Raw genomic sequence first — 21,277 nt, 5'->3', positions numbered from 1 at the left:
CGCTACGAAGCTCCGTTGTGGAGGTGACCTTGGCAAGTCGCCTGCGCCCAACATGTGTCGTCAGTCACGGCAGCTGTAGTTCTTGATCGGTAGGGCATCGTTGCTGGTCAGGTGGTTGCGGCGGCGGTGATGTTGTTCCAGTGGCGGTGGGCTTGGGCGGCTTGGTGTTGGTGGCGGCGGCGCCAGGCGGACCAGTGCAGGAGGTGGCCCAGGTCGCGGCGGGGCCGGGGCAGGACGGTGGCGCGCAGGAGACGGAGCAACTCGCGGCGGCTGGCGGGGGCGAGTGGGCCGGCGGGTTTGCCGGTATGGCGGGTGCGGGCGCGGGTGACGGCCAGGACCGCGGCGGCGAGCATGCTGATCAGGCTCCAGCGCATCCAGGAGTTCCAGCAGGTGCTTTGGCCCTCGTCCAGGCCGCAGGCGGACTTTCCGGCCTGGAAGTCCTCTTCGATCTTCCATCTGCAGCACACCGCGTCGACCAGGGCGGCCAGGGCCACCGGGGCGGCGGTGTGGCAGCGGTAGAAGGAGAGTTCGCCGGTGTAGCGGTGACGTCTCACCAGCAGGTTGGCGTGTCCGGGTGGCTGGTCGTCGGGGGTGTCGTCGGGGCATATGCCGAGCATGGCCCAGTCGTAGTGCCGGTCCCCCTTCAGTCCGTGGCCGGTGCGCATGCGCATCCAGATGCGGCGCGGCACGCGGGCGGCGAGTTCGGTGGCGGTGAAGCGGCCGGCTGCAGTGTTCACGCGGTGGTCGGCGCGCACGGCGAGCGCGTAGTCGAAGCCGAGAGCACGGGCGGCATGGCGCAGTTCCCGGCCGCCGTAGACCTCGTCGCCGACGAACCATCGGGCCTGGATGCCCAGGGTGCGGGCGCGCTTGAGCATGGCGGCGGCGAGCTGCGGCTTGGTGGCGAAGCCCGTCTCGTCGGGGACGTGGGTGAGCAGGCGGCGTTCCTCGTCGGCGGCCCAGTCGGCGGGCAGGTGCAGGGCGCGGTTGATCAACCCCTGCCCGTGTGTCGAGGCGTAGGTGAGGTGGACTGCGACCTGGCACAGGCCGATTCCGCCGAGTGCCCCGGAGTACTGGGCGGATGCGCCGACGCAGTCGGTGGAGGACTTCTCGTCGCCGGTCTCGTCCACGATCAACACCGCCTGGTCGTCCGCGAGTTGGCCAGCCGTCCAGGCCATCAGCCGGTCGCGGGCCAGATCGTGGTCCCAGGCGCCTCGGGAGAGGAAGTGCTGCAGGCGGTGCGGGCCCGAGTGTCGGCGTACACGTGAACGTACAGAGCCGCGTACGGATGAAGGTGCAGAGTTCTTGATGTACTGAGGGCCCGTGCCCGGCACTCTGCTCCTGTCCTGTTCGGGGGTGCAGAGGGGGTGGGTCGTGGTCCTGGACCCGGAACGCTGGCTGGAACTCCGGCGTTTTCGCGGCCTGGTCGAGTCCGGTGCGATGAACTTGTCGGAGGTCGCCAAGGAGACCGGGCTGAACTGGCGGACCGTCAGCAAGTACCTGTCCGCCGACGGGCCCGCGTCGCCTCCGCGCCGGTCGCCGAACGGACGGGTGCGGGCGAGGGTGATCGACGAGTTCGCGCCGCTGGTCGACTCGATGCTGCGGGCGGAGATCCTGATGAAGGCCGCGGTCATCCACGAACGCCTCACCCAGGAGTACGGGTTCACCGGGAACTACCAGCGGGTCAAGCTCTATGTCCAGGAAGCCCGCCCCCGGGTCGCGGAAGAACTCGGCATCACGCCGAAGGAGCTGGCGGGCATGCACCGCCGCTTCGAGGTCATCCCCGGCGCCCAGGCGCAAGTGGACTGGGGCGACGAGGGCAAGATCCTCACCCACATGGGCATCGCGAAGGTCTACTCGTTCCACATGGTCCTGTCGTACTCGCGCGACCCGTTCTGCTGCTTCACCACCAGTCAGGACCTGCAGACCTTCTTTGACTGCCACCGCCGGGCATTTGCCCATTTCGGCGGGGTGCCGATGACGATCGTCTATGACCGCACCAAGACCGTTGTCCGCCGCCACGTCGCCCCAGGAGAGGCGGTGCCACTGCACCCGGAGGCGGTCGGCTTCGCCGGCCACTACGACTTCGACATCGACGTCCTGGCCGCCTACCGGCCCACCGGCAAAGGCCGCGTCGAACGCCAGGTGCTGATCGTCCGCGACCACGTTCTGTCCGGACGGGCCTTCTCCTGCGTCGAGGAGATGGACGCCGCGTTCACGGCTTGGGTGCCCCGGCGGCGGTCGCAGATCCACAAGACGCACCGGGAGGTCATCGGCGAGCGGGCGGCCCGTGAGCACGCGGCCCTCAAACCGCTGCCGCCGACTCCGTATCTGGTGGCCGAGCGGCACCTGCGGCCGGTCGGCAAGGACTGCCTGGTCGCCTTCGGCGGCAACCTCTACTCGGTGCCCGCCCGCCGCGTCCGTCCACGCCAGCTTGTGGAGATCCGGGCCACGAAGTCACAGGTCATGGTGCACTCCACCGCTCCGGACGCCAGCGGCGAGACGCTCCTGGCGTCGCATCCGCGGGCAGTCGGGCGCGGGGTGCGTGTCGTCGAGGAGAGGCACTGGGACGGCCTGCCCACCGGCCAGGGACGCCGGACCACCACCGGAGATGTCCCGCCGCGGCCCCGCCCGCAGCCCCGCGGCGAGGAGACCGGTCCGTTGCAGGCTCTGCTGAACCGGGCCGCGGCCACCCGCGTCGAGGTCGGCCGCCGGCCCTTGTCGGTCTATGACGAGCTCACCGGCACCCGCCCCTTCACCACCAACCGAGCGACGAAGGAATCCTCTTGAGCGAGCTGGTCAGCACCCGCATCCGCACCACCGCCGGCAAACTCGGTCTGCCCCACCTGGCAGAAACGATCAACGAGTACACCCGGCGGGCCGACGAGGGGAAACTCGGCTATCTCGACTTCCTCGACCTGGTGCTGTCCGAGGAACTCGCCGTCCGGGACGACCGCCGCTTCCGCAGCGGACTGCGGACCTCGAAACTGCCGCACCACAAAACGATCGACGAGTACGACTTCTCCTTCCAGCCCGAACTCGATCCGCGCAAGGTCAAGGACCTCGCGACGCTGTCCTTCGTCGAGGCCAAGGCAAACGCGGCCCTGCTCGGGCCGCCCGGGGTCGGCAAGACGCACATCGCCGTCGCCCTCGCGGTCGCCGCCTGCCGGGCCGGCTACTCGATCTACTTCACCAGCCTCGACGACATGGTCCGCAACCTCAAGACCTCCGAGGCCGCAGGCCGGCTGACCAGCAAACTCGGCAGCTACCTGCGGCCCGGCGTCCTCGTTGTCGACGAAGTCGGCTACCAGCCCCTCGAACGCGCCGAGGCGAACCTGGTCTTCCAGGTCATCTCCAAGCGATACGAGAAGGGCTCGATCATCCTGATCTCGAACAAGACCTTCAGTGAGTGGGGCCAGGTCTTCGGCGACGAGGTCCTCGCCACCGCCATCCTCGACCGCCTCCTGCACCACTGCGAAGTGATCTCCATCAACGGACCCAGCTACCGGCTCAAGAACCGCCTCAAGGCCATCGAGCGCGAGAACGAGGTCGCCTGACACCTCTGCACGTTTATCCGTACGCGGCTCTGCACTTCAACTCGTACGCCGACACCGAGTGGCCCAGGGCCTCGGCGAGCGTCCAGCAGTTACGCGTGTCCAGTTCCATCAGCAGCCCCTGGGTCATCTCCCGTGCCAGCAGCCGTGGTTCGCGGCGCGGGAAGCAGTCCGCGACCTCGGCCATCACCGTCCCGAGTGCCGCCGTCCACTCCTGCCCGGCTATCGTGGCCTCCACGGCCACCTGTTCTTGATACGTCGTCACAAACGTTCATGATCATGGTGGCCGTTCCCTTGCTCGCGGCCACCCCAGCACCCTGTTGACCAGCACCAACGCATCAACGATCAAGAACTACAGCTGCCGTGTCAGATGGTGCGGTCGTACTCGAGCTGGAGTAGGACGAGGGCTGCGGCGGCGATCTTCGTGATGCGGCTGGGGTCGAGGCTGACCCGTCGGAGGGCCTTGAAGGTGGTCTTGAGAAGGGAGTTGGCGCGCTCGCAGACGCCGTGGATGCCTCGGATGACCTTGTTGTAGGTCTGCTGGGCCTCGGTCAGCTTGCCTCCGGCGGGCTTCTTGTGCGGGTGGCGGAATCCGTCGCCGGCGTTCTCGTAACCGAGGTCGACGAGGGTCGGCATGTCGAGTTCGGCAGCTATGCGGTTGAGGGCGTCGATCAGGCCGTGGTGGCGGGCGCAGGTGGTGTCGTGTTCCCTGCCTGGGCGGACTGGGGAGACCCAGATCGGCCAGCCGTCCGGGGTGGAGATGACCTGCACGTTCCCACCGTGATGCCGGTGTTTCCCGGACCACTACAGGTCCGCGCCGTTGGGGCCGGGGGCGGCGACGCGATCGGTGCGGATGACGGTGCCGTCGAGGTTCAGATGCGTCAAGCCGGCCGCCTTCGCGCGTTCCAGCGCAGTCGCAGGATCCGGCGCCCCGGCTGCCAAAACGGTCAGTCCCTCATAGAGGTAGCGGTATGCGGTGGAGACCGACAGACCATTGTCGCGGGCGAGTTGGGAAAGGCGGGCGTTGTCGGTGAACCAGCGCAGGACGAGCACTGCCTCCCGGAAGCAACCCAGCGCCCGCCTGCCCCTGCGGGTTCCGGCCGCGATGCGGTGGTCGCGCAGCAGCCGGGCCAGGTGCTCGGCGGTGGACCGCTTCACATCGAGCACCGCGGTGTATGTGACACTGGTCGACACGTGAGGCCCCTCGGTCAGAACAATCCGTCGCAAGATCGTTCCTACCAGGGGCCTTACGCCTGCCCGGACTTGGGGACCGCACGGGCCGTAGCGGAAACATCGCGATCACAGAGAGCGACCGGCGCTCACGGGGAAAGACTCACTCACCGCTGCCCGCATCCCGAAGAAACATCAGGAACCCACCCGACACCCGTGATCAGAATTCACGCAGTAGATCGCGGTTGAAGCCGTGCGCGACGACTACTCGCCACCGTAGAAACTCCAAAAATAGCTATAGTCGGATCTAGATATCGTGCACGGCAAATACCCGCCGCTGCTACTCACGGCGCACCATTTCAGCCAAAGTTTGGTCTCCGCGTCCTGTACGCGAACCCAGCCACCGCTCTCGTCGAAGTAGTCCCAGTTCTGGAAATTGCCGCCGTTGCATTCCCCCCAGTAAACCTGGCCCTGCCAGTTACTATCGAGACACTGATTCGAGTAAGCGTGCTTGATTTGGGACCCGTCCCGCTCCCACAACTGTCCCTTGTTACCCCAGCTGCACTGATCACCTCTTAGGTTGCCTCCACCGATGATAGTGATGCACCTACCGGAATTGTCGCTGATCCAGGTGTTATCGCCGGCGTATGCGCTCGTCGCGAACACCCCCATGGTGGCTGTGGCAACGAATGTCGTCAGCGCGACCTGAAGTGTCCGCTTGAATGCCCGTTTCACGTGCTATTCCCCTTGCTTGTGGAGGTATGAATGACGTACGGGAGACTGGCGCAATGTCGAGGATTCATCGAACCGCCACATTCCCAAACGTTTAAAAGGCGCGGCAGCATGACGAGGGTAGTTGCTGTGCAGGTGCCGTGGCGGCTACGGCTTCACATTCATGCAAGATTCTTGCCAAGCGCCATACGTCTGCCCGGACTTGGGGACCGCGCGGGCCGCAGCGCAAGCATCGCGATCACAGCGAGCGACGGACGCTTACTGGGAAAGATTCTCTGTCTGGTCAAGTCGCCGGCCACCCCTTCGCGGCAGTGCTGCTGATCGCCTGTTCCGCCGTGAGGGCTGGACTGCCGCAGCCCCACACGTTCAGGTGACGATAAATCACCTACCAACTCGCACACCGCCGTTTTAGAAGAACGACTAATCGAGACGGCTCCTGGTTGATTGACCGGGGATACGTCTGCAAGTCTGCATCCAGTCACGGGCGGGTCGAAAATCGGTCGACCCGGCTCGGGCGTCAGCCTGGGCCTCTGCATTCAAGGAATCGAGGCACTTAAGTGAAGTTGAGCTTCAAGAAAGTTGCGGCGACGGCATTCCTGGCCGCCGCGCTCACCACGGTCGTCACCACCCCCGCCTCTGCCATGGACAAGGTGGACTGCGGAAACCGCACAGACTTCGTCCGCATCACGGAGAATTACAACGCGGATCACTGCTTCGCGAACGCCGGATCGTACGACTTTCGCCGGGAATCATTCTGGGCCAGCAAGATCAGTACTGGCAACAACGACATTACCTGGGCAGCCGATGGAAATTACTATGACTTGGCGCGCTGGCACGTCATCACCTGGCCCACGGTGGGCACCGTGAAGCTGCAAACGCTCGTGATCAAGTAATTGATTGAATCTTCAGGGACGGTAAGTCGGGCTAGTTCGTCCCGGCTTGTCGCTCCGCTTTCGTTCCTTCCCTCAGAGGAGACCTTCCATGAATTTTGGAATCAAACGTGTGGCTCTGTCCTCGCTGGTGACCTTCGCAGCGGTGGCCTCACTCACTGTCGCCACAACGCCGCAGGCGTTCGCAATCAATCCAGCCGACTGCAGCCGGAGTGACTTCCTGAAGATCGACCTCCACGACTCCACCGACACCGGCCAAGCGGTGAACTATCGCACGCTGTGTTTCGCCAATGCTGGAGAGGTGGAGATAACCCCGGCAGGGTATTGGGATGTCTGGATTACGCGCATCTCGACCGGCAACAACCGTGTCCAGTGGCACGGGGACGGAAAGTGGCAGCCCAGCGGCGGGATCGACAAGAACACCGTCTTCACCTGGCCGAACAACCCCGGTGGGGTTGACATCGACAGGATCAGGATTCTCTGATGTCGCCGTTCCGTGAACCGTGGTTCTGGATCACTTTCCGTTCCAGGGCGATTGCAAAGTCGCGGTGATCTCGTGAGTGTGCAGGTCACTGCGGTGTGACGATGTCGGGAGGGTGCGCGACTGGACGCCACGAAGCTCCGTTGTGGAGGTGACCTTGCCAAGTCGCCTGCGCCCAACGGAGCTTCGATGTGTCGTCCCTCTGCCACCGTCTGTCTGGTCAAGTCGCCCGCCCGTCAGCACTGTGTGACGGGTCCGCTGGCCAAGCGGCTGGCCACGCTGGCCGATCCGCGGTGCCGACGCGGGAAGCGTCACCCCTTCGTGGCAGTGCTGCTGATCGCCTGTTCCGCCGTGATGACCGGGGCGAGGAGCTTTGTTGCGATCGATAAGGCGGCCATCGACGCCCGGCAGGAGGTTCTGGCCCGGCTGGTGCCCGCAACGCAACCGCCCTGGATGTGCGCATCCCGCCCAGCGGTGCGACGACCCGCCGAGTTATCAAGGGCTCTCCTGGACCCCTATGACCCGCGAGGCGTCACCGTGACCGGCGATGCCCTGCACACCCTGCGCGACCACGCCGCTTCCTCGTGGAAACGAAGAAGGCCCACTACGCCTTCACCGTGAAACGCAATCAGAAGAACCTCCACACCCAGCTGAGCATCCTGACCTGGGAGAAGGCGACGGCGACGTTCTACGACCGCACCACCGGCCACGGACGTAAGGTGACCCGGGTCGTGCAGGCCCTGACCGTCACCGACCTCGGCGTCGACTTCCCGCACGCCGCCCAGGTCGCCAAGGTTGTACGCGACAGCACCCGACACCAAGTCGGGCAAGCAGAGCCGCGAGACCGTCTACGTCATCACCGACCTGACCAGCCGCCAGGCATCCCCGGAGCGCATCGTGAAGATCTTGAGGGCGCACTGGGTGATCGAAAACAGGCTCCACTTCGTCCGCGATACCGCCTTCCGCGAGGACGCCTCCAAGATCCGTAACACGCGATCAACGGACTTTGCAATCGCCCTGGGCAACAACCAGGTCCAGTGGCACGGCGACGGTAGGTGGCAGCCCGTGCCCCGATCAACAAGCGGACCTACTTCGTCTGGGATCACAACCCCGGCGGGGTCCGTATAGACAAGATCAGGATTCTCTGAACAACCGGCACCTACGAGGGACGGCGGTCCTGCCCGATCGCCGCCCCTGACGTGCGGAGCCACCCGTCAAGGCCCTGACGCATCGATGAACCGCGGTGCTGTCGGCGGCCGATGAGGAGATGTCCCCGTTCCGTCCGTTCCGCGCACAGCCCTGGAAAGGCGTACTCCGTCATGACCCTGCGGTTACCCCGCGCTGTCAGCGCACTGCTGGCCCTGGCCCTCGCGCTGGCCGCGCTCGTCGCGGTCCCCGCCACCTCCCATGCGGCCACGCAGGTGTGCGCGCTGGCCTGCGACACCCTCGATCCCTCCAAGGCCCAGCGGGAGACCTTCCCCGTCGCCGACAGGAACGTCAACGGGCGGATTCTTCGGCTGCACGTCTCCGGCCCGGACGACATGGCCTGGGCGAGCATCGATAACGGCGTGACCGGTGACGCGGTCTGGCTGGACCGGTCCTGGGACCGGGGCGCGACCTGGGAGCCGATGCTGGGGAAGGCGAGCATCCCGAGTATGTGGACCGGCACGCGCACGCTCATGTACAACATCACCGACCCGGTGGGGCACCGGCGCGGCTGGATTCGGGCGTGCGGTGACGCCGGCACGGTGTCCTGCACCGACTGGGTGAACCCGACAGTGTGCGACGGCACGTCCTGCGACGGCGCCGACCCCGCCGACGCGGCAGGCGACGACACCCCCGTCCCCTCGACCACACTCTTCGGACGGACCATCAGCCTGCACGTCGACCAGAAGAACGCGATGGCCTGGGGTGTCATCGCGGCCGGCGGCCCGGGGGACGAGATCTGGCTCGACCGTTCCTGGGACGGCGGTGCCACCTGGCCGGAGGGATCCTCCCTCGGTCGCACCAGTGTGCCCTCCGGCGCGACCTCGACCCGCACGGCCATGTTCGCCACCCGGGACCCACGCGGCCTGATGTACGGCGGGGCGGTGCGCGCGTGCGGCCGGGAGGCGTCCCATCAGGAGGGCAGTTGTACCACCTGGGTCCGGCCCGCGCCGAGCCGGCCACGAGCGGCGGTAGACGCGCTGATGGCCTCGTACCAGACCAACGAGGGTTGGTGGCCCAGCAGTTGGTGGAACTCGGCGGTCGCGCTCACCTCGGTCATCGATTTCGCCGAGCGCACCGGGCGACACGACTACGACTGGGTGATCGCCCGGACGTTCGAGCAGAACCGGGGCGCGTTCGCGGCGGGCGTGCGCAGCTCGGATCCGGTCGAGGGGGACTTCATCAGCCGGGCGATCGACGACTCCGGCTGGTGGGCGGTGACCTGGTTGTCCGCGTACGACTACACGGGTGACCGCCGTTACCTGGACGAGGCAGTCACGATCACGAACTACGTCCACCAGTACTGGGACACCGGTACGTGCGGCGGCGGTGTGTGGTGGGACCGGGAACGCACCTACAAGAACGCCGTCACCAACGGACTGTATCTGTGGCTGACCACCGCACTGCACCAGCGGATCAGCGGCGACACCGCCTGGGGCCAGCGCGCCACCACGGCCGCCGACTGGTACCTGAACAGCGGGCTGATCAACTCCTCGGGCCTGGTCAACGACGGACTGAACACCAGTTGCTCGAACAACGGCCAGACCGTGTGGAGCTACAACCAAGGACTGGCCATCGGAGCCTTCACCCAGCTGTGGCGCTCCACCGGCAACAACCGCTACCTGGACGCCGCGAAGCACCTGGCCGACGCCGCGACCTCCTCACCCCAGCTGACCCGTGACGGCATTCTCACCGAGTCCTGCGACACCGGCACCAACTCCTGCGACGACAACCAGAAACAGTTCAAGGGAATCTTCATCCGGCATCTGGCCGACCTGGCCGACGCCACCGGGTCCGCCACCTACCGGGCGTACATCAAGAACCAGGCCGACTCCATCTGGGCGGCCGACCGGGACTCACTCAGCCGGCTCGGCCAACGCTGGGCCGGCAGCGCACCCAACCAGACCGACTGGCGCACGCAGGCCAGCGCCCTCGAAGCACTCACAGCCGCGGACGGTCTGTGAGCCCGTGCGGGGGCCTAGTGGGCCCGTAAGGAGCCGAGCTCCAGCGCGACGCTGTCGCGCTGGAGTACTCGTTGGGGAAGACGTCACCGAGGCGCAGTCCAAGGAGGATGCCACCGACCCTCTGTGACTGGCCGCGGAATCGCGTGACGCGACGACGGACGGCTCTCTGCTCTCTCCTAGGGAAGCCTCAGCGCCGCAGCCCCGACGAACGGCAGGGCCATCAGTCTGGGAAGCTTGGGGTCCTTGGTGGTCGTTGCTTGGCTGACCTGCGGCGGAGCGGCTCTGGGGCTCGACTGGCTGGAGCCCTGGTCCCCGTCATTCGCTGCACGATCTGGCACGGTTTTGGCATGACCTCTTCGTCCGCTTCTAGGGCCTGTCTCTTCGATCGAGGGGGATCTCACGTGATCGAGGATGTGTAACCCCTACGCTGCGGGAATGCGGGAGTTGACGTTGCGTATCCGGGTGGCTGCCTACGTGCTGCGCCGGCGCGCGGGACGGTCGGTGGAGTTGCTCGTGTTCGACCACGATGCGGACCTGCCGCCCGGCACGCACGTCCCGGCGGGGGGTGTGGCCCCGGAGGAGCCGCTGGAAGAGGCAGTATTGCGGGAAGTCGCGGAGGAAGTGCGCAGATCTTCCAGCCGACGGTGTAACGGACTGTGCGCCGTGTGGTGTTCAACGCCTCCAGGTGTTCGAGCAGCCCATGCGTGGCCCCGGCTCCGTCCACCCGGATGAGGATCTTCGCGGCCGACGATCCGGGGATCTGCGCGAGGGCGTCGGTGAGCACGGCGATGTGGTCGGCCACCGTGTTCGCACCGGCATTTCCCGGCCGCAGCAGCATGGACAGGGACTCCGTGGTGTTCGCGCACCACGCGGCCAGCGGATCAAACCCGAACGTCTTCTTGAAGGTGACCGCTGCCCCGGCCTTCTTCGAGGCGGAGGTGATGACCGTCGCGTCGAGGTCGATGACGATCCAGCCGCACAGCCGCTTGCCCGCCACGACCAGCCAGGGGAAGCCGCCCGGCCGAAGATGCAGCAGGCCCCACACGTGCCGACGCACCCTCGCCCGCACCTTGGCGATCTTCGCCAGGGCGGCCTCGTCAAGCGCGGCAAGAGCACGGCGGGCAGTCGAGTCCGATGCCTCGGGCCCGAACAGTGGCCGATGGTGAAGCTGGAGCTGCTCGGCCTCCGACAGATTCGACGCCCCGAGCACGATCGCGAGCGCCAGGTGCACCAGCAACCCTGCCCGGTCCCGCCAGCCGGCCACCGCACTGGACGGCAGCACCTTCGCCAGCGCCTCCGTCAGCCCCGTCCGGTCCGCACACCGGCGCAGCAGCACCGCCCCGGCATGACCGATCAGCCTCTTCCCGTCAGCCACCACGGGCAGCCGACGGTCCCACCCTGTGCTCTCGACCACCAGAAAGGTGCCTTGCTCCCGCAGCGGATACGTTCTAGACACTCGCATCCTCGCAGGTCAACGGCACCTTTCTGCTATCGGGGCGTCAGATCCCTTAATTCCGCTGAATAGCCGGGGTCAATATGGGAACAGGGGCGATGTGTGAGGCCGTGGCTCCGGCGCTGCACGGTCAGCGGCCCTGCAACCGCGCGAGGTTGATCCGGGCACCCTGCAGCTGTGCGTGGTGCGGGGCGGCGAGGCCCGCGTCGGTGATGTAGAGCTCGTGGCCGCGTACGGCGGTGGCGGTGGGGCTGGCCAGCCCGTCGGCCGCAGTGAGCACGGTGACCTTCGTGCCGTTCGGGTAGACCATGTCCACCTTGTTCTGCGTGTTCCGCGCGGTGAACACAATGTCGGAGCGGGAGGACAGGAAGTTGAAGTCGTCGATGCCCACCTCACCATCGGTCACCTGGTGGATGCGGCCCGGCTTGCCGGCAGCGGTCACGGGGATCCGCAGCAGGGTGGCCTTGTTGAAGTTCGTGACCCACAGTGCCCCGTTGTGGTAGCGCAGCCCGTTGGCGCCGAACGACAGCTGAGCCTTCGGGTCCCGCGCGAGAGCCTGGTCGGTCAGCCACGCCCTGGCTTGGCCCCCTGCGACCGGGACGGCCCAGATCGTGCCCTTGATGCTGTCGGTGACGTAGAGTGTGCGTTCGGCAGGGTCGATCGCGAGTCCGTTCGGCAGGCCGTCCGCGGGCAGGGCCGCGACGCGGCTGGGGTGGCCGCCCGGGGGCAGCTTCCACACTCCTGCGCGCGAGGCGTCCTTGGACCACACGTTGTAGTAGATGGTCCCGTCGCTGCCACGGGTGTTCCCGGTGAATCCGTCGCCGAGGACGCCGGTCACCAGCACCGTCTTGTGCTGTCCGTTGGCGCTCAGGCGGACCAGCTCCGGCCGCTGGCCGGCGTAGCTGCCCAGCATGGAGACAGTGAGCGTGCTGTCCGGGTTGACGGTGATGTTCTCTGGTACCTCCCCGGCGGACCAGTCGAACGGGGCGACGGTCTTGACATCCGTGACGACCGGCTTGGGGTGTTCCCGCCCCGCGGTGGCCGACGCGTAGGGGGCCGACACGAAGACGGCCGTTGCGGCAGCTGCGGCCGCGGCGAGGTTGAGTGTCTTGCTCATGGGTTGGGTTCTATCTCTTCGCTGTTGTGCGGTGCTGTGCGGTGGTGGATGAAGCGGCCGTGAGCCGGGTCATCGCAGGGGTGAGGCCGGGGTGGGGACCACACGGGTGATGACGGACTTCTCGGGGATCAGCAGGCCGTAGACGACCGGGCCGATCTCGTTCTTCCAGCGGTCGTGCTCGTACACGGCTGTGTACAGGGCCTCGCTGTGGGCCTCGTCCTCGAACCGGCGAATCCACACGTAGCCGTCCTCGTCCTCGGCGTCGACGAAGGAGGCGGTTACGTCCATGCCCAGCGAGGCCTGGAACGGGATGACCACGTCCTCCATGTAGCGCACCCACTCCTCGCGGCGTCCGGGCTGCGCCTGATAGCGGCGGATCTCGTAGTACACGGTGCTGCTCCTGACGTTTGCAGGGATGGTCAGTCGGTCACGGTGAGGACGACCTTGCCGCGGGTGCGGCCGGCCTCGACACGGGCGTGGGCCGCGCCGGCCTGCTCCAGCGGGAAGGTCTCCTCCACCTCGACGGCGACCTCACCGGCGTCGATCAGGCCGGCGATCGTGGTCAGCGCGGGACCGTCCGGCTCGACCAGGTACGCAGTGACGCGCACGCCGGCCGCCTCGGCGGCCTGGGCCAGGTCCGGGGAGACACCGGCCGGGATGGCGACCAGCAGGCCGCCCGGGCGCAGGACCTTCAGCGAGCGGGTGCTCGTGTTGTCGTGGGCGTCGCCCACCAGGTCGATGACGACGTCGACGTCCTCGACGACGTCCTCGAAGCGGGTGGTGGTGTAGTCGATGGTCTCGTCGGCGCCGAGTTCCTTGAGCCAGGGGTGGCGGGCGGCGCTGGCGGTGGCGATCACGTGGGCGCCCAGGTGCCGGGCGAACTGGACCGCGAAGTGGCCCACCCCGCCGGCGGCGGCCGTGATCAGGACACGCTGGCCGGCCTGGACGTGGGCGGTGTCGACCACGGCCTGCCAGGCGGTCAGCGCCGCCAGCGGCACGGCGGCCGCGTGCACGTGGTCGAGGGCGGCCGGCTTGCGGGCCCACTGGCGGGCCGGTGCGGTGACGTACTCGGCGTAGCCGCCGGCGGCGCGCGGGAACCACGGCATGCCGTAGACCTCGTCGCCGACCTTCAGGGTGGTGACGCCGAAGCCGACCTCCTCGACGACACCGGACACGTCCCAGCCCAGGATCAGCGGAAGCGTCTGCAGCCCCGCCACGGCCTCGCCCTCGCGCGTCTTCCAGTCCACCGGGTTGACGCCGGCGGCGTGCACGCGTACCAGCACCTCGGTCGGCAGCGGCACCGGGCGCGCGACCTCCTCGAGGGTCAGCACCTCCGCTCCGCCGAACTCGCTGATGGTGACTGCCCGCATGGTGTCCTCGCTCATGGTGTCCTCGCTCATGCCTGTCTTGCTCTTCCTTCAGCGGGGACCGCGTCCCCGCTACCCAAAGAGTGGCGTGTGCTTACCAAGGCGGGTGAGTGGCCGGAGGGCCGCTTGTCGTACCATTCCAGCCATGTCGCATCGTGTCGCTGTTCTCGCCCTCGACGGAGTTCTTCCGCTGGATCTGGGCATCCCGGCCCGGGTGTTCAACGAGGCCCGTGAGCCGGACGGGACTCCTCTGTACTCCGTCGTCACCTGCTCCCTCGGCGGCCGGCCGGTGCGCACGCACGAGGACTACCGGATCGTCGTCGACCACGACGAGTCGGTGCTGGAGAGCGCGGACACCGTCGTCCTCGCCACGCAGGAGCCCGGCGAGGACCTGCTCGCGACCGGAGCGCTTCCCGGGGAACTCGCCGCGGCACTGGACCGGATCGGGCCGCAAACCCGCATCGTCAGCCTGTGCACCTCGGCCTTCCTGCTCGCGGCGGCCGGTCTGCTGGACGGCGGCCGGGCCACCACACACTGGGCGCTGTGTGACGCGCTGGCGCGGCTGTTCCCCGACGTCGACGTCGATCCGGACGTCCTGTTCGTCGACAACGGACGCATCCTGACGTCCGCCGGCGGAGCGGCCGGCATCGACCTGTGCCTGCACCTGGTCCGTCTGGACCACGGGGCGGCGGTGGCCTCGGCCGCCGCGCGGCGCTGCGTGGTGGCGCCGTGGCGCGAGGGCGGCCAGGCGCAGTTCATCGAGCACCCGGTACCGCAGGACACCGACCGCTCTACCTCGGCGACCCGCCAGTGGGCGCTGGACCGGCTGGCCGAGCCGATCACACTGGAGGACATGGCCCGCCACGCGCACATGAGCGTGCGCACCTTCACCCGGCGCTTCCGCAGCGAGGTGGGCAGCAGCCCGCTGAAGTGGCTGGCACAACGACGGCTGGCGCACGCGCGCCTGCTGCTGGAATCCACCGACCTGACCGTCGCACGGATCGCCACCGCCTGCGGCTTCGGCGACCCCGTCGCCCTGCGCAAGCACTTCCACACGCACCTGGGCCTGTCACCACTGGCCTACCGTCGAGCCCACAACGCACCGGAGCCTATGACGGCACAGTGACCACCCAGCCGGGCCATGGCCGCGACAACACCCTAAGCTAAACACTGTACGTGAACATCGATGACGAGGAGTTGCAGGCACTGGACTGTCATGACCGGCTCAGGAACAGGCACACTCTGTCGGTGATCTTGGATGGTCGAGGTCAGGTGCCGAGGGTGCGCCAGGACTTTGGCCGGGGTAGTTCGCGCTGGTCGAGGTAGTTCTGGAAGGCGGTCGGCCGGCGGGGCGTGGGTGCTTCCTCGGTCGGCGTCAGTCCGCTGAGGCGCTCGATGTTGACGGCGATGGCGGTCAGGACGTGCTGGATGTGGGCCTTTCCCTGTCCTCGGTAGCGGCAGCGGCGCATGCCGTGTCCGTGGGCGAACTCGTTGACGGTTCCCTCCACTCCGGAGCGGACCGCGTAGCGGGCCTTCCACTCGGGTGTCTGTTGTTCCGTGCGGACGCGGAGTTGAAGGTCGCGGAGCTCTCGCGGGGGAAATCCCACGGTGCGGGCGTTGTCGGCGGTGCTGGTGCACTGGGTGCGGGCCGGGCAGGGGCGGCACTGGCTCTTGGTGAACCGTGCCACGATCAGCGGGGCTGCGGTGGGTGAGGAGGTCGGGTAGGGGCCGTGCCAGCCCTGGCTGACCTGGCCCTGGGGGCAGGTGACCTGCTGCTTGTCGTAGTCGATGTGGAAGTCGTCCCGGGCGAAGCCCTCGTTTTGGCGGTGTTGGCGGGTGGGGTTGCTCTTCAGCGGCCCGGAGACGGTGACCTGGTGTTCGCGGGTGGCTTGTTCCAGGGGGCAGGGAGGTGTAGCCGGTGTCGACCAGGTGCTCGGCGGGGAGCAGTCCGCGGCGGGCGAGGCGGGTATGGATGCCGGGCAGGACCTGGCTGTCGTGGGTGGTGGCCGCGGTGGTGGCCACGTCCGTGATCACGTTGGGGCCGTCGGGAGCACATGGCGGAGAACCTCACCGACCGCGCTGCCGTGCAGCGGGTTCGGTTCGATCTGTCGTGGAAGTACTGCCTGGGTCTGGAGCTGGAGGACGTCGGCTTCGATGCCTCGGTGCTCTCGGAGTTCCGCGCCCGGGTGGTCGAGCACGGCCTGGAGGAGCGGGTGCTGGATCTGCTGCTGGCCGCGTTGAAGGAGAAGGGCCTGGTCAAGGCCGGAGGCAAGCAGCGTACGGATTCCACGCATGTGCTGGCGGCGGTGCGGGAGTTGAACCGGCTGGAGCTGGCCGGGGAGACGGTGCGGGCCGCGCTGGAGGCGTTGTCCGCCGCGGCCCCCGACTGGGTGGCGCGGGCCCTGGACGTCGGTGGGTGGAACCGGCGTTACGGGCGGCGGATCGTCGCGTACTGGCGTCCGCCCGGTCCCAGACCCAGCGGGACCAGCTCGCTCTGGACTACGGCCGCGACGCGGTGGCTCTGCTGCGGGCGGTCTACCATCCGGCTGCGCCACTGTGGCTGCGCGAGTTGTCTGCGGTCCAGACGTTGCGGCAGATCACCGTGCAGAACTATCTGATCACCAGCGACAGCAGCGGAGCGGAGGTGGTCAAGCGGCGGGAGGCGGACAAGGACGGTCTCCCGCCCGGCAGAATCCGTCTGACCTCGCCCTATGACCTTGATGCCCGCTACGGCGGCAAGGAAGATCTGCGCTGGACCGGATACAAACTGCACATCAGCGAGGTCTGCCAGCCGCCCCGGCCCGAGGACGAGGCTTTGCGACAGAGCCGGCGGGCACGTCCCCCGGTCCCGAACATGATCACCCATGTCGCAACCACCGATGCGACCGTGCCCGACGTGAAACTCGTCGAACCCGTCCACCAGGCCCTCGCGGCCCGGGGCCTGCTGCCCGGCGAGCACTGCCTGGACTCCGGCTACGCGAGCATCGAACTCATCGTCGGGGCCCGGGCCGCCTTCGGCATCACCCTGGTCACGCCGCTGCTGACGGGCACGTCCCGCCAGTACCGGGAGAACGCCGGCTACCAGCGCGAAGCCTTCGCCATCGACTGGGACGCCCGCCGGGCCACCTGCCCCCAGGGCGCCACCAGCCGGTTCTGGAGCCCTGCCAGACAGAAGGGCCGCGACGTGATCGTGGTCCGCTTCGACCAGGCCGACTGCGTCCCCTGCCCCGTCAGAGCCGTCTGCACCAACGCCACCCGTTGGGGCCGCCAGATCACTCTGCGGCCCAGGCCGCTGCACGAACTCATCCACGCCAACCACACCGCCCAGGAAGACGAGAAATGGCGGGCGAAGTACGCCCTGCGGGCCGGTGTCGAGGGCACCATCCGCCAGGCCATGGCGGTCACCGGCACCCGCCGGGCCCGCTACCGCGGGCTGGGGAAGACCCATCTCGAGCACGTCTACTCCGCCGTCGCCCTCAACCTGATCCGCCTCGACGCCTGGTGGAACGGCCAGCCCCTCGACCACACCCGCACCAGCCACCTCGCCCGACTCAACCTCACACTCGCCGCATGACCGCATATTTGGCCAGCAGGATCCTCGGGGCGAGGACCGCAGGACCTCCGGCTTCCTAATTGGGATACGCGACTTGATCGCTGTGTAGGACAACGTCGGCGAGGTCGTCTGCGGGATCGCTGTGTGACGACGAGCTGGCGGAGGTGACCGTGCCCCAGATCTGGGCCGGAGTGGACATCGGCAAGGAACACCACCACTGCGTGGTGGTCGACGAGCGGGGCGAACGCCTCCTTTCGCGTCGAGTCTGCAACGACGAGTCGGCCCTGCTTGAACTGATCGCGGACGTCCTCGCGCTTTCCGGGGACACGTTGTGGGCGGTGGACATCAACCACGGCGGCGCCGCCCTGCTCATCGGCCTCCTGCTCAGCCACGAACAGCCGATGGTCTACATCACCGGCCTCGCCGTGCACCAGGCTTCGGCCGCCTACCGAGGACAGGGCAAGACGGACGAGAAGGACGCGTTCGTCATCGCCGATCAGGCACGCATGCGCAAGGACCTCGGTCTCTTGCGACCCGGCGACGAGATAGCCGTCGACCTGCGGACCCTGACCGCCCGCCGCCTCGACCTGGTCAACGACCGGACCCGCCAGACCAACCGCCTGCGGGCTCAACTGCTGGAGTTCTACCCCGCGTTGGAGCGTGCACTGAACCTGAGCAATTCGAATCGGGAAGAAAAAGAACAAGTCAGCGCGAGCACGGCAACCAGGGCGTGCCGTACGCCGCGCGGGTCCCGCGGGTCGGGCACCTCGGCCAGCCGCTCCAGCAGGCGCGGGACCTCGTCGGATACGGCCTCGGGATGTTTGCGGAGCTGGTCAAAGGCACGCGGGATCAGCGATGATGCGTCGACAGGCACGGTCTTCCACTCGGATCACGGGGCGTAGAGAACTCCATGATCTTGGAAGCCTGTGCCTGCCTCGTTCCGGGTACCACCGAGCTGACAGACCGCCACGAACCGGGCCCCACACGACAACGCCGAAGCCCTGCCTACCACCGGCCTACGACCAACCTGACCTGCCGTCAACCCACGCCACCACCGGATTTAACGAACTACCGTTAACCGATTACAGACGGCTCCTCCTGGGTTCGCAAAGGGGTGTTGCCTGGGCAGAAGCGGAAGTCAGGCCACCCACTCCTTGAGTTGGCGCACGAGTCCGGCGGGGTCGTCGCCGGTCGGGGTCACCTGGAGATCGGTGACGCCGGACTCGCGGAAGGCCTCAATCCGCTCCCGGACGTACGAGGCAGGACCGACGAGGTTGATTTGTTCAAGGAGTTGCAATGGGACCTTGGCCTCGGCTTCCTTCTTCTTGCCGTCGAGGTAGAGGTCCTGGATCTCCTTGGCCTCGGCTTCGTAGCCGTAGCGTCGGACGAGGTCGTTGAAGAAGTTCTTGCCGCGGGCACCCATGCCTCCGATATAGAGCGCGAGCATCGGCCGCGCGAGGTCGAGCACCCTCTTCACGTCCTCGCCGATAGCGACGATGCCACCGGCGACGACCTCCAGGGGCGCGAGGTTCTCGGAGCGCTTCGCGGTCCCCGCGGCAAGCGCGTCGCTCCATGCCCCGGCGGCGCCTTCGGGCGAATAGAGGAAAGGCAGCCAGCCGTCGGCGTACTCCGCCGCGCCTTCGACTGATTTCGGTCCCAACGCGGCGACGTAGAGCGGAACAGAGGGGCGTAGCGGCTTGGTCATGATCTTCAGCGGCTCACTAAGACCGGTGCCCTGACCGGCTGGGAGAGGGATCTCGAAGGAGCGGCCGCTGTAGTCGACCGCCTCGCGCCGCAGGGCCGCGCGGATGATCTCGACGGTCTCCTTCGTACGGCCGGTCGACTGTACGAAGGGCATGCCGTGCCACCCTTCGATGATCTTCGGGTTGGAGGCGCCGAGGCCGATGATGGCGCGACCGCCGGACACGCTGTCGAGGCCGGCCGCAGTCGACGCGAGCATGGTCGGGGTGCGGGAGTAGACGTTGAGGATGGCTGCGCCGATCTCCACGCTTGAGGTGCGGGCCGCCAGGTAGCCCATCAGGGTCGGCGAGTCGTAGCCGTACCCCTCGGCGACCCAGACGGTGTCGAGCCCGGCGGCCTCAAGTCGAGTGATGTGGTCAGCGGCCTCGCGCGGGTCGGTGCCGTAGGTGAGCATCGTCGAGATCTTCATGGTCCGCTTCATAAACAGTGCCTCATTTCGAAGTCGGCGAGTCGAAGCTTGCGCCCATGCCGATACCGGCGCCACCGTCGACCGGGATCACCGCGCCGGTGACGAATCGCAAGTTGGGTGACACGAGCGCACCGGCCAGGTCGGCAAACTCACGGGGCTCCCCGATGCGTCCCATCGGTACCCCGTTCCCGAGGCTGGCTTTGGACAGCTCTGGCTGCCGTTCCAGCATTCCGCCCAGCAGGGCGGTGTCGAAGAATCCGGACAGCAGAGTGTTGACGTTGATGTCCTGCCTGGCGACCTCCAGGGCGAGGGTCTTGGCGTAGCCGATCACCGCCGACCACACGCCGACGGACGCCGCCATGCCGACGGCCGGGCGCTCGACGACGCCGGAGACCACGTTGAGGATGCTGCCGCCTTCGGTGGTCATGTACGGCAAGGTGGTTCGCACGGATCTGACGACGTAGAAGAAGTGGCGCTCGAAGGCCTTCAGCCACACGTCGTCGGTGAGTTCGGAGATGCGCCGGATCGGCGGTCCGCCGTCGTTGGTGACCAGAACGTGAACGGCTGGACCGAAGCGCTCAAGGGTCGAGGCGGTGACGCGCTCGATGTCGGTGTCGGCCGAGCAGTCGGCGGCCAGCCCGAGGACTTTCTCCTCGCCGTATGCGCTGGCAAGCCGTTGCGCGGCGGCTGTAACCTTCTCCGCGCGTCGCGCGAAGATCGTGACATTGGCGCCTTCCTTCAGAAGACGATCGGCGATGGCGTATCCCAGGCCGTCGCTGCCGCCGCCGACGATGGCGACCTTGCCGGTCAGTCCGACGTCCATCACTGAACTCCGATCGAGGTGAGGAAGGTCTCGGCGTTGCCGGAGAACACGTCATCGAGGACGTCGGAGGAGAAGCCCTCCTCGCGCCACTCCTCGACCAGCCTCTGGTGGGCGAGCATCGGGTAGTCGGCTCCGAAGAAGACCTTCTTGCGCAGCCGCTTGCCGATCTCGCGCTTGAGCTCGTCGGGGAAGTAGCGCGGTGACCAGCCGTGGAGCTCCATCCACACGTTCGCCTTGTGCAGTGCGACCGCGATCATCTCCGACTGCCAGGGCCACGCCACCCGAGCTGCGATCACGTTCAGATCGGGATGCTTGGCCGCGACGCGGTCGACGTAACGGGGGTGGCAGCCCTCCAGGGTGATGCCCATGCCTCCGCGGGTGCCGGCCCCGGTGGCCGACATGCCGACATGGACCAGGACGGGACGGTTGGCGTCGATGCACATGTTCAGACAGGTCTCCCATTCCGGCTGGTCGGGTGTCCCGGCCGGTGTGAACGAGTGGACCGTCAGTCCGACGAGTCCCGTCCCCTCGCTCAGGCAACGTTCGAGTTCCTTGACATGAGCTGGTTGCGTGGGATCGATGCCGATCCAGTTGCCCAGTACGACGTCGGGGTACCTGCGCGCATAGTCGAAGGCGTAGTCGTGCTGGTCGCGTAGTGCACCGGCGTCCATGGTGTGGGTGAACGCGAAGTCGAGCATCGCCTTGACGTTGGCGCGGCGGAACTGGATGGCCTGCTCCTCGTCGCTGACGAAGCTCATGCCCCACTTGAAGTAGCCCTGCAGGGCCTCGCGGTCCTCGGC

General features: G+C 67.3%; 20 protein-coding genes and 3 pseudogenes. 12 read left to right on the top strand and 11 right to left on the bottom strand.

The genetic code is table 11. The features are described 5' to 3' along the window. Window positions 1-107 precede the first annotated feature (107 nt). The gene (locus EDD90_RS10615) at window positions 108-1,331 is read right to left on the bottom strand and encodes an IS701 family transposase (protein ID WP_260327790.1); all 1,224 of its coding nucleotides are present in this window, start codon (window positions 1,329-1,331) and stop codon (window positions 108-110) included. A 40-nt stretch (window positions 1,332-1,371) separates the two neighbouring features. Between EDD90_RS10615 and istA the strand changes: the two genes are divergently transcribed. Together istA and istB are read left to right on the top strand one after the other, a co-directional pair. Continuing rightward, on the top strand, window positions 1,372-2,787 hold the full coding sequence (gene istA, locus EDD90_RS10610) for an IS21 family transposase (protein WP_185149591.1): 1,416 nt from the start codon (window positions 1,372-1,374) through the stop codon (window positions 2,785-2,787). Next, window positions 2,784-3,554 carry an IS21-like element helper ATPase IstB gene (gene istB, locus EDD90_RS10605; RefSeq protein WP_123972791.1) on the top strand — a complete coding sequence of 257 codons (771 nt, stop codon included), beginning with the start codon at window positions 2,784-2,786 and terminating at the stop codon, window positions 3,552-3,554. The genes istA and istB overlap by 4 nt, the downstream gene beginning before the upstream one ends. Window positions 3,555-3,567: 13 nt before the next feature. On the opposite strand, the gene EDD90_RS10600 is transcribed toward istB, so the two are convergent. Then, a complete protein-coding gene (locus tag EDD90_RS10600) occupies window positions 3,568-3,816 on the bottom strand; it encodes a hypothetical protein (RefSeq protein ID WP_123972790.1) in 249 nt (82 codons plus the stop codon). Between the two features lie 101 nt (window positions 3,817-3,917). Then, a pseudogene (locus tag EDD90_RS10595) lies at window positions 3,918-4,745 on the bottom strand (transposase family protein). Window positions 4,746-6,010: 1,265 nt separating this feature from the next. Between EDD90_RS10595 and EDD90_RS10590 the strand changes: the two are divergent. From EDD90_RS10590 to EDD90_RS58970, 6 genes are all read left to right on the top strand, one after another. Then, window positions 6,011-6,346 carry a beta/gamma crystallin domain-containing protein gene (locus EDD90_RS10590; protein ID WP_123972789.1) on the top strand — a complete coding sequence of 112 codons (336 nt, stop codon included), beginning with the start codon at window positions 6,011-6,013 and terminating at the stop codon, window positions 6,344-6,346. 88 nt (window positions 6,347-6,434) lie between these two features. After that, window positions 6,435-6,827: a beta/gamma crystallin domain-containing protein gene (locus EDD90_RS10585; protein ID WP_123972788.1), complete on the top strand. Its 393-nt coding sequence runs from the start codon at window positions 6,435-6,437 to the stop codon at window positions 6,825-6,827. Window positions 6,828-7,013: 186 nt separating this feature from the next. Continuing rightward, window positions 7,014-7,445 carry a transposase family protein gene (locus EDD90_RS58980; protein ID WP_123972787.1) on the top strand — a complete coding sequence of 144 codons (432 nt, stop codon included), beginning with the start codon at window positions 7,014-7,016 and terminating at the stop codon, window positions 7,443-7,445. Between the two features lie 174 nt (window positions 7,446-7,619). Further along, entirely contained in the window at window positions 7,620-7,952 is a 333-nt protein-coding gene (locus EDD90_RS58975) for a transposase (RefSeq protein ID WP_123972786.1), read from the top strand. Window positions 7,953-8,143: 191 nt separating this feature from the next. After that, window positions 8,144-9,994 carry a glycoside hydrolase family 76 protein gene (locus tag EDD90_RS10570; protein WP_123972785.1) on the top strand — a complete coding sequence of 617 codons (1,851 nt, stop codon included), beginning with the start codon at window positions 8,144-8,146 and terminating at the stop codon, window positions 9,992-9,994. A 411-nt stretch (window positions 9,995-10,405) separates the two neighbouring features. Further along, window positions 10,406-10,726, top strand: coding sequence for an NUDIX domain-containing protein (locus EDD90_RS58970; RefSeq protein ID WP_398928496.1), 321 nt, complete (start codon window positions 10,406-10,408; stop codon window positions 10,724-10,726). On the opposite strand, the pseudogene EDD90_RS10560 reads toward EDD90_RS58970, so the two are convergent. The 4 genes and pseudogenes from EDD90_RS10560 to EDD90_RS10545 all read right to left on the bottom strand — a co-directional run. Next, window positions 10,677-11,456, bottom strand: a pseudogene (locus EDD90_RS10560) (transposase); the annotation flags it as partial. The gene EDD90_RS58970 and the pseudogene EDD90_RS10560 overlap by 50 nt on opposite strands. A gap of 121 nt (window positions 11,457-11,577) precedes the next feature. Beyond that, a complete protein-coding gene (locus tag EDD90_RS10555; RefSeq protein WP_123972784.1) occupies window positions 11,578-12,564 on the bottom strand; it encodes an SMP-30/gluconolactonase/LRE family protein in 987 nt (328 codons plus the stop codon). Between the two features lie 69 nt (window positions 12,565-12,633). Further along, on the bottom strand, window positions 12,634-12,954 hold the full coding sequence (locus EDD90_RS10550; protein WP_123972783.1) for an NIPSNAP family protein: 321 nt from the start codon (window positions 12,952-12,954) through the stop codon (window positions 12,634-12,636). A gap of 29 nt (window positions 12,955-12,983) precedes the next feature. Then, window positions 12,984-13,949, bottom strand: coding sequence for an NADP-dependent oxidoreductase (locus tag EDD90_RS10545; RefSeq protein WP_123981120.1), 966 nt, complete (start codon window positions 13,947-13,949; stop codon window positions 12,984-12,986). Window positions 13,950-14,076: 127 nt separating this feature from the next. Between EDD90_RS10545 and EDD90_RS10540 the strand changes: the two genes are divergently transcribed. Beyond that, entirely contained in the window at window positions 14,077-15,057 is a 981-nt protein-coding gene (locus tag EDD90_RS10540; RefSeq protein WP_123972782.1) for a GlxA family transcriptional regulator, read from the top strand. A gap of 142 nt (window positions 15,058-15,199) precedes the next feature. On the opposite strand, the gene EDD90_RS10535 is transcribed toward EDD90_RS10540, so the two are convergent. Beyond that, entirely contained in the window at window positions 15,200-15,721 is a 522-nt protein-coding gene (locus EDD90_RS10535; RefSeq protein ID WP_260328710.1) for a transposase, read from the bottom strand. A gap of 264 nt (window positions 15,722-15,985) precedes the next feature. Here EDD90_RS10535 and EDD90_RS55260 point away from each other — a divergent pair, with 264 nt between their 5' ends. From EDD90_RS55260 to EDD90_RS10525, 3 genes and pseudogenes are all read left to right on the top strand, one after another. Further along, a complete protein-coding gene (locus EDD90_RS55260; protein WP_185149028.1) occupies window positions 15,986-16,549 on the top strand; it encodes a transposase in 564 nt (187 codons plus the stop codon). Further along, a complete protein-coding gene (locus EDD90_RS55255) occupies window positions 16,519-17,505 on the top strand; it encodes a transposase (RefSeq protein WP_185149027.1) in 987 nt (328 codons plus the stop codon). Before EDD90_RS55260 ends, EDD90_RS55255 begins: the two co-directional genes overlap by 31 nt. Window positions 17,506-17,654: 149 nt before the next feature. Then, window positions 17,655-18,164, top strand: a pseudogene (locus tag EDD90_RS10525) (IS110 family transposase); the annotation flags it as partial. A gap of 458 nt (window positions 18,165-18,622) precedes the next feature. On the opposite strand, the gene EDD90_RS10515 reads toward EDD90_RS10525, so the two are convergent. From EDD90_RS10515 to EDD90_RS10505, 3 genes are read right to left on the bottom strand one after another with little or no spacing between them, the layout of a single operon-like run. After that, window positions 18,623-19,654, bottom strand: a complete 1,032-nt coding sequence (locus EDD90_RS10515) for an LLM class F420-dependent oxidoreductase (RefSeq protein ID WP_123972780.1) — start codon at window positions 19,652-19,654, stop codon at window positions 18,623-18,625. A gap of 22 nt (window positions 19,655-19,676) precedes the next feature. Next, window positions 19,677-20,477, bottom strand: coding sequence for an SDR family oxidoreductase (locus tag EDD90_RS10510; RefSeq protein ID WP_123972779.1), 801 nt, complete (start codon window positions 20,475-20,477; stop codon window positions 19,677-19,679). Next, a complete protein-coding gene (locus EDD90_RS10505) occupies window positions 20,477-21,235 on the bottom strand; it encodes an amidohydrolase family protein (protein WP_221305091.1) in 759 nt (252 codons plus the stop codon). Before EDD90_RS10505 ends, EDD90_RS10510 begins: the two co-directional genes overlap by 1 nt. Window positions 21,236-21,277: the final 42 nt, after the last annotated feature.

Origin of the sequence: Streptomyces sp. Ag109_O5-1, assembly GCF_003814875.1 — a bacterium.
Lineage (GTDB): Bacteria > Actinomycetota > Actinomycetes > Streptomycetales > Streptomycetaceae > Streptomyces > Streptomyces sasae.
This window is presented reverse-complemented; position numbering and strand designations above follow the sequence as displayed.

Excerpts from the sequence above, each read along its gene's own strand:
- EDD90_RS10545 (WP_123981120.1), bottom strand. The coding sequence starts at position 13,949 with ATGAGCGAGGACACCATGCGGGCAGTCACCATCAGCGAGTTCGGCGGA.
- EDD90_RS10555 (WP_123972784.1), bottom strand. The coding sequence starts at position 12,564 with ATGAGCAAGACACTCAACCTCGCCGCGGCCGCAGCTGCCGCAACGGCC.
- EDD90_RS10510 (WP_123972779.1), bottom strand. The coding sequence starts at position 20,477 with ATGGACGTCGGACTGACCGGCAAGGTCGCCATCGTCGGCGGCGGCAGC.
- EDD90_RS10585 (WP_123972788.1), top strand. The coding sequence starts at position 6,435 with ATGAATTTTGGAATCAAACGTGTGGCTCTGTCCTCGCTGGTGACCTTC.
- EDD90_RS58970 (WP_398928496.1), top strand. The coding sequence starts at position 10,406 with ATGTGTAACCCCTACGCTGCGGGAATGCGGGAGTTGACGTTGCGTATC.
- EDD90_RS10570 (WP_123972785.1), top strand. The coding sequence starts at position 8,144 with ATGACCCTGCGGTTACCCCGCGCTGTCAGCGCACTGCTGGCCCTGGCC.
- EDD90_RS58980 (WP_123972787.1), top strand. The coding sequence starts at position 7,014 with ATGTGTCGTCCCTCTGCCACCGTCTGTCTGGTCAAGTCGCCCGCCCGT.
- EDD90_RS10505 (WP_221305091.1), bottom strand. The coding sequence starts at position 21,235 with ATGAGCTTCGTCAGCGACGAGGAGCAGGCCATCCAGTTCCGCCGCGCC.
- EDD90_RS55260 (WP_185149028.1), top strand. The coding sequence starts at position 15,986 with ATGGCGGAGAACCTCACCGACCGCGCTGCCGTGCAGCGGGTTCGGTTC.
- EDD90_RS10515 (WP_123972780.1), bottom strand. The coding sequence starts at position 19,654 with ATGAAGATCTCGACGATGCTCACCTACGGCACCGACCCGCGCGAGGCC.
- EDD90_RS10540 (WP_123972782.1), top strand. The coding sequence starts at position 14,077 with ATGTCGCATCGTGTCGCTGTTCTCGCCCTCGACGGAGTTCTTCCGCTG.